This window comes from Methylobacterium terricola (genome assembly GCF_006151805.1).
Lineage (GTDB): Bacteria > Pseudomonadota > Alphaproteobacteria > Rhizobiales > Beijerinckiaceae > Methylobacterium > Methylobacterium terricola.
The window spans coordinates 1-6940 of record NZ_VDDA01000073.1; the positions used below are offsets into that span (position 1 = coordinate 1).

The following is a 6940-nucleotide window of genomic DNA, read 5'->3' on the forward strand; positions in this document are numbered from 1 at the left end:
GGCGAGGCGGGTGCGGCGGCAGAAGCGGGGCGATCGCAGACCAGAGGTCGTCGGGAAGAAGCGGGCGAGCCATACCACCCCAACGCCCAACAGACCCGATCGTGCCGTTCTGTTAGGCGCTCTAAGTGCCCGGAATGTGCGGACCGGCTGCGATGGTCTTGATGCCCGTTTGGCAGACGCTGTTCGTACCAGAGCGCGGAGCGGAGGGCGTAACGGTCACGCTGACTCGGTATCCAGTGCAGCAATACCAACGTGAGTAATTTTATCCGATAGCTGTTGCCGGCATCACTCAGGCTCCAACACATTTCGGAGCGATCCATGCCGACCAATCCCGACATGCAAGCCTGCATCGACGTCTGCCTGCGTTGCTACCAGACCTGCCTGAGCATGGCCTCAACGCATTGCTTGGAGACCGGCGGCAAGCACGTCGAGCCCGAGCACTTCCGCCTGATGATGGCTTGCGCCGAGAGTTGCCGATCGAGCGCCCACCTCATGCTGATCGGCACCGCTCTGCACAAGCACCAGTGCAGCGCATGCGCCGAGGTCTGCGCGGCCTGCGCCGCGTCGTGTGAGGAGGTCGGCGACATGGATGCCTGCGTTCAGGCATGCAGAGCTTGTGAAGCGTCTTGCCGCAAGATGGCCGCCTAGCGCGGGATCCGCTCGAGGTCCGGGGCAGACCCTCGCCGCGATCAGCCCCGCCCGACATCCATAGCCGTCTCAGCCGCCCGGATCATCTCGTCCAGGTCGCGCCCCGCCTTCGCGATCATCCCCCGGAGCGCGATCCCCCGGGCCGTGTGTCGACCATGCTTCCAGTTCGCCCGTCCGGCCCGCTCCCGGCCCTCAGGCGTTTTGGCGCCCGTGCTTCCGCCCGTGCTTCCGCGCGTGCGGGCGCTTTGATTTGCTTTGGTGTTTGCGCCCGCCTCAGGCGTTCCTTTGAAGACCCTTCCTGAGGCTTTCCAGGGCCGCGAGCGAGTGCGTCAGCAGCGGTCCCTCTGCCGCCCTGATCGCGGCCACGTGCCGATCATAAGTGCGCCAGCGCATCCACTTCGGTTTGAGCGGGAGCGGTGTCGTGATGTTGTCGCCGCCGCCGATCTTCTTCCGCAGCTTCCGCACCCGCTCAATCGACGTATCATGCGGGCTCTGCCGCTGGCTGACGTACCCGAGCCGGTAGGCCTGCCGGGATCCAAGCTTCCGGGCGCCGTAGGGCAGGAACAGGCTGGCGCAGTGCAGCCCCGACAGGGGGCATATCAGCCACCACCGCAGGCCGCCGAAGGGCTGATCCGTGGCCGTCAGCTTGATCGCATAGGGCTCGGGCGCCTCGACATCTCCCCATGGGCTTTGCCGCTGGTGCCGTACCGCAACGACCCCGGAATAGCTCTCAGGATCGAGCCGGATGGCGAACCGGAGGCTCCCCGAGGGGTAGCCGTTGCGCGTGTAGGTCAGTTCGCCAGCCCATTCCCGGCGCTCGCCCCTGTGTTCGAGCAGCGTCCGCATCGGCAGAGCCAGCGAACTCTCGACCGTAGGCCTGCCACCCGATCGTCCGCTGCCGAGGCCGCCCATTTTGAAACTCCCGCTGTATTCCGAAATTCCGTGGCGAACCGCCTAGAATGTACTCATTTCCTGTCATTCGCTGATACCCGCAAGCCCGGATTGTTTCTGAGCGCTGCCGTCTATCCGCCTCTATTTCAGACGGGTGGCCACGGCCCTGCCGCCTTGAAAATCCTTGATTAAAAATCAAACTGGATCGCCGTCCGAAATCCGATCTGTTGGCTACTTTCCCCTACTTTAGCAAACGCACCCGCGATCCCGGCCCGCAATGCGCCTCTCGCTCCACGAGCCCGCGCTTAGCCAGGAGGGCTAGAACCCTGGACGGATTGGCTGCTTCCCCGGCCCTGCGGGATATCCGGGCCGTGTTGGGTGCTTGAGGAGTACCCCACCGCCACCGCCGCTCCCGCTCCGCAATCCGATCCTCGTGCACGGCGATACCGCCGACGGCGAACTGGTACCCCGCAGCGACAAGCTCCCGGAGATGAGCGAGCTGCGCGCGGTCGGCCCGGTCGAAGTGCCGCTCTGCCCTCTCGGCGCGGCCAAGCGGCAGCGGCCCCATGACGGCCAGCACCTCCGCCGGTGTGCGCCACCGCGGCACCCCGTCCCCGTCGAGGCGAGCCAGGGCCGACAGGAACGCCCGTTGCCTGATCCCCAGCCCGCGGCTCATGACGGCTCCTAAGTGTAGGATATCGCTCAGACCCTACATTGAACGCCGTTCAGAGAACAGGGTGCCGCCGACCTGAAATCCCACCCCTCATCGCCCTACTCGTCCGTAGAGCGCTGCTTAGCGCCGTGTTTAATCATCCAATCCTTGACCTCATCCGCAGGGATGGCGCCACTGCTAGCTGTCGATTGCCAGGCCTTGCCCGACAGATGCGGCATCACGAAACGCTGTGTTCCAGCGGCGCCCATCCCGGCGAGGCCCATCCGATGAATGTTTTCGGGTGCGGTGGCCCAAACACTAGGGGTGGATACAATGGGACCGGATGCGAGCAAGCACCCCCGTTCCAGATGAGGGACGTAGTAACCTCGTGCATGGGCCATATCATCGAAGTCGTGACTACGTGCATGAGCCGCCATGGAATGCATATGCATCATGCCACCCGCCACAGATGGCTCGCCGGCTGCCGGAACCTGTTCATCCGCTGCGCCTAGCATGAGGTCGAGCTGTCGACAGGCGAGCGCGATATAGCGCGGGATCTCCCGCTCCTTGGCATAGTAGGCCACCAGCCGACGGGCGATGCCGAGCTGTGCTGCAGCGGCGTCGAAGGTCAATCTGTTCCGCTTTAGGAAAGCCTCGAAGTCGGCATTCGTCATGGCCTCGGACGCCATTTCCTCAATGGCATCAGCGCCGATGTCGAGGTCGTCGTTGTCCGGCCATACGATTGAGGCGCCGTAGTCGCCCAGGCGCACAGCATCGAAGGCCACGGTGCCATCGCGCAGCGGCTTGAACACCTTGAAGGTGAAGATCATTGGGGCGAGGTCGACCGTGTCCGTGCGGCCGGCGCGCTCGCCAGAAGCCCATGTCACGCGCACGTCAAACCGGCCGTTGCCAGGCTCAACGCCCGCCAGCTTGGGGAGCGCACGGCCGACGGTGACGATGTCAGTCCCGTAGTCGCTCATTGAGACGCCTCCACTCGTTCAACAGGTTTTCCGTCTGGTCCACGGCCCAGGCCACGGCTTCCGCGAGCGCCTTTCGATCGTATGTCCCCTCAATCACTTGGAGGGTCCGGATATCGACTAGAGCGTGGAAATCGCTGCTCAGGATGTGGAAGTGAGGCGGGTTGTGATCCCGGGATCGCACCTCAAGCCTGAAGCTGTCGAATTTCTTGAACGTCGGCACGCGGCATGGGCCCTTCACATGGCACGAACATAGTGCACGTGGTGCACCAGCGCAATATGGGCGCCTTGTCCAGTTTGTCGAACGTTCGTCTGCGCCTGCGGCATGGCTCGGCCAGTCCCACCACCCGCGCGAATTCTCATTCGGCCTGATCGGTCGAGGTCGACCCTGCCCCTCGGCAGAGCTTGCGACAGTTCCGATCCGACAACGGATTGAGGTTATATTACCCCAGCTTTTTGAGCATATTACTAGCCTCTTCTATCTCGCGATATGTTCGACCGGCGTCGACTCTTATTCTGTGAAAATATCCGTTCTTGTCATTTCCGCTACCATGTAGCGCCCAGGTCTCGATTTGCTTAACGTTCCTAATCGCGTCGTCCAATTTGCGCACCGCTTTCTTGATCTCTTCGTTCATTTGAAGCCGTCTCCATTTGAGGTAAGAACGAGGCTTGGCGTCAGAATTAAAGTTCTGATTGCATTTTTACACCTTGCGCCCACCGTGCCAATGCAGCTTCGAGAGGACCCTTTCGCTCGTCAGATCCTATCTCGCCCATAATCAATCGGCTTCCGCCTGGGGTTTGTTTTTGGGCGACTTGGGCCGATGGCATACCCCTGGGGGCGGCGACGTTGGCCGCTGGCGCCCGTTTGGGCTCAGGACGCGGGATTGGGCGCCGAGCGGGCGCTGGGGCTCCACGGGCCGCCTGAGCCCGCGCATTCGCGGCCGTGAAGGCTACGGCGTACTCCTCGGCGAACCGGAACAGCAGCGGGCGCCTGTGCAGCCCCTCGGCCGTGCGCTGATACCGCTTGCCCGGGTCGGGCTCGTACCGGGCGACGAAGCCGATTTCCTCCAGGACCGCGAGCGCGCCGCGCACCCGAGCCTCAGACAGCCCCAGATCCTCCCGGCCGGCGATCGCCCGCCTGTCGATCGGGAACGAGTACAGGAGCCGCCTGGGGGCGCTCCAGAACCGCCCGAGCCACGTCGCCAAGGCAAGGCAGGCAGCCGCGTTCTTCCGGCCACGCAGGGCCGTCTCAAGCCTGTCCGCGACAGAGCGCGGCAAGCGGTAGGCACACGTCATCGTTCGGCCCTCTCGGGCCGCGGCAGATCGATCGGAGGCGCCGGCAAGCGCTCCGTTCACTAGGCAAGCCACCACCGTTGCCTGAACCAAGGTTCAAGCTTGACTCCGGAGGGAGTGTCTGGCGATATCGGAGGTGCAACCCATTCCGATACCCGCTTCGGCGGCGCTACGGCCTCTCTCCCGGCAAGGAGAGGGGCCGTTTGGCGTTCTAGGGTCTCACTGCTGCGGCGGTGTTCTCCTCAGCGACCCACAGGATGCGAGTCGCCCAAGCTGGCATTCGGCACGAACGGCAACGGTTCGTCAAACTTTGGTGGAGTCGGCGCCCTCACTGGGGCGGGATGATCAGCCTCGCAGCTGTTCACCCACCAGTCGGTGCGATCGGGCAGAGCAGAGAAGCGGTTGCGGGATGGCCCTGAGGAGCAGGGGGCCGCCTCGCCGAAGCGCTACGAGCCCCCGCAATCTCTGTGCGGCCTCCGTCATGGGCGAGGCAGCGGCGTCACGAACGCCATACGATTTGACCTAATCCCATCCTTTATGTCGATAAAAGAACACACGCAGAAACCGACATGATCTAACAAATGTTACTCAATATAACATGTTATAAATTGCCAATTAATCATTTATTTAACGATGAAACTAAAATGTAGATAGTCACCAGACCTGATCGGTAGCGCACGCGGCGGATCGATCGGCCACTCATGCGCCGGCACTTCTCCAATGCGCCTCACAATCAAAACCACGCTGGCCGGCCTATTCGCTGGGTTGGCGCTTATTTCCTGCGCTCAAGGCGCTATTTCTTTGATCAAGCTGTCCAGCATACAGCACAGCGTTGCTGAAGTCGCACAAAATTGGATACCGTCTGTCTCATCCACTAATGCAATCCGAGCCGAGATTGATCAAATTCGCATTAAACAGTACCGGCTCATCAGCGATGGAAATAACGAGCAGCACCGCCTGGACAATCGCAACCAATTTGAAATGAGCGTTGATCGTGCCGCTAAGGCAAAGGCTCGATACGAACCGCTCATATCATCAGCGGAAGAACGTGCACTCTATGAGAGTTTTTCTGCTGATTGGACAAAATATAACCAAGCCGCAAGAGAGATCCTACGTCTTGTCATAGCTGACCAAATAAGTAAGGCAGCGGAGACGCTTTTAAGTACACAAAACGTTGCTATTTACGATGCGATGCGTGAGGCGCTCAATCGAATTGTTGCCCTGAACGAACGCGGTGCCCAACATGATGCTGATGCCAGCGTCACAGCTGCGGCCGCAGCCACACTGGTGTCAGCCGCGGCTGTCGGCCTGGCTCTGGCTGCGGCTCTAGGCGCAATGCTCTTCGGCCTGCTGCGGATCGCGCGCCCCCTGACCCGTATGACCGACATGATGCGCGTCCTGGCCTCCGGGGACGCTACAGCGCGTGTTCCTTACGGCGATCGGCGGGATGAAATCGGCGCCATGGCTGCAGCGGTTCAGGTGTTCAAAGACAACCTGATCCACACGCGTCAGCTCGAAGAGGAGACGGCGCTTGCCCGCGCTTCAGCAGAGGAGCAGCGCCGCGCCGGTATGCGCCAGATGGCTGACAGCTTCGAGGCTGCGGTGGGCACCATCGTCGGCATGGTGTCTGCTTCAGCGACCGAGCTGCAGGCCACCGCCCAGACCATGACCGCCACCGCAACCGAGACGGCTGCTCAGTCCACCGCCGTCGCAGCGGCGGCCGAAGAGGCGTCCGCGAACGTTGGCACCGTCGCGGCGGCGGCTGAAGAACTCGGCGCGTCCGTCCAGGAGATCGGCCGTCAGGTCGACGGCTCGGCTCGGCTGGCGCAAGCCGCCGTCGCTGAGGCCGGGCAGACCGCGCATCAGGTCCGGGCGCTGACCGAGGCGACTGCTCGCATCGGCAACGTGGTCGGGTTGATCTCGTCGATCGCTGCCCAGACGAACCTGCTGGCGTTGAACGCAACGATCGAGGCGGCCCGGGCCGGTGCGGCCGGCCGCGGCTTCGCGGTGGTGGCCGCCGAGGTGAAGGAACTCGCCGGCCAGACCGCGAAGGCGACCGAGGAGATCACGAGCCAGATCGCGGCGATCCAGGCGACAACCGGTCAGGCAGCGAGCGCGATCGGCAAGATCACGGCGCGGATCGAGGAGATCTCTGGCGTCGCCACCTCGATCGCGGCGGCGGTGGAGGAGCAGGGCGCGGCAACCCAGGAGATCGTCCGCAACGTCTCCCAGGCGGCGGCCGGCACCGGCGAGGTCACCGGCAATATCGTGGGTGTGGCACGTGCATCTGAGGATACGGGAGCAGCAGCTTCACAGGTCCTTGGAGCTGCCGGCGAGCTATCGCGCCAGTCCGAGTACCTCTCGGCCGAGGTGGCGCGCTTCCTCGACACCGTGCGGGCAGCCTGATGTTCTCAAGTCTGGAGTACAGCGGCATATGCCGCCATGGATGCATACAGTCACAGCCTTAATTGGCAACTCG

General features: G+C 62.9%; 5 protein-coding genes. 2 read left to right on the forward strand and 3 right to left on the reverse strand.

The window, feature by feature from the left end; all coding sequences use genetic code 11:
* The first annotated feature begins 318 nt into the window (after positions 1-318).
* Complete coding sequence (locus tag FF100_RS36340) at positions 319-648, forward strand: four-helix bundle copper-binding protein (RefSeq protein ID WP_139040864.1); 330 nt, start codon at positions 319-321, stop codon at positions 646-648.
* Positions 649-921: 273 nt separating this feature from the next.
* Here the strand turns inward: FF100_RS36340 and FF100_RS36345 are convergent, their stop codons facing one another.
* The 3 genes from FF100_RS36345 to FF100_RS38785 form a co-directional block, all read right to left on the reverse strand.
* Entirely contained in the window at positions 922-1560 is a 639-nt protein-coding gene (locus FF100_RS36345; protein ID WP_139040865.1) for a hypothetical protein, read from the reverse strand.
* Between the two features lie 750 nt (positions 1561-2310).
* Complete coding sequence (locus tag FF100_RS38245; RefSeq protein ID WP_246102789.1) at positions 2311-3171, reverse strand: hypothetical protein; 861 nt, start codon at positions 3169-3171, stop codon at positions 2311-2313.
* Positions 3152-3409 (reverse strand): DUF4160 domain-containing protein, encoded by a 258-nt coding sequence (locus tag FF100_RS38785; protein WP_425463391.1) that lies wholly within the window; start codon positions 3407-3409, stop codon positions 3152-3154. The genes FF100_RS38245 and FF100_RS38785 overlap by 20 nt, the downstream gene beginning before the upstream one ends.
* A gap of 1772 nt (positions 3410-5181) precedes the next feature.
* On the opposite strand from FF100_RS38785, the gene FF100_RS36365 reads away from it, so the two are divergent.
* Positions 5182-6867 carry a methyl-accepting chemotaxis protein gene (locus FF100_RS36365; RefSeq protein WP_139040867.1) on the forward strand — a complete coding sequence of 562 codons (1686 nt, stop codon included), beginning with the start codon at positions 5182-5184 and terminating at the stop codon, positions 6865-6867.
* Positions 6868-6940 lie beyond the last annotated feature (73 nt).